This is a genomic window from Sphaerospermopsis reniformis (assembly GCF_005402885.1).
GTDB classification, from domain to species: domain Bacteria; phylum Cyanobacteriota; class Cyanobacteriia; order Cyanobacteriales; family Nostocaceae; genus Sphaerospermopsis; species Sphaerospermopsis kisseleviana.
In genome coordinates this window covers 1-216 of record NZ_BJCE01000670.1, presented here as the reverse complement: position 1 = coordinate 216, position 216 = coordinate 1, and the positions used below count along the sequence as shown (strand labels likewise).

1 protein-coding gene is annotated in these 216 nt (G+C 35.6%); it reads right to left on the bottom strand.

All coding sequences use genetic code 11. The features are described from left to right. A partial coding sequence (locus FFR48_RS28785) for a zinc ribbon domain-containing protein (protein ID WP_137669653.1) occupies window positions 1–216 on the bottom strand: 216 nt, incomplete at both ends.

Sequence of the window (216 nt, the reverse complement as noted above, 5' to 3'; positions counted from 1 at the left end):
ATTTCTTTTCTCCACAACTTGAGCAAGTCTTGCTACTGGGATAATATCTATCCACAATTACTAACTTACTACCATACAGTTGTGTTTTATATTCTAGCTGCCTTCTGAATTGATAAAAGCCCATATCAGCTATAGCTTTTGATAATTTCCCATTTGCTAACATCCCAGATACATTCAAATCTTCTATCCCTATCACCGCGTGGTTTTTGCTGATAT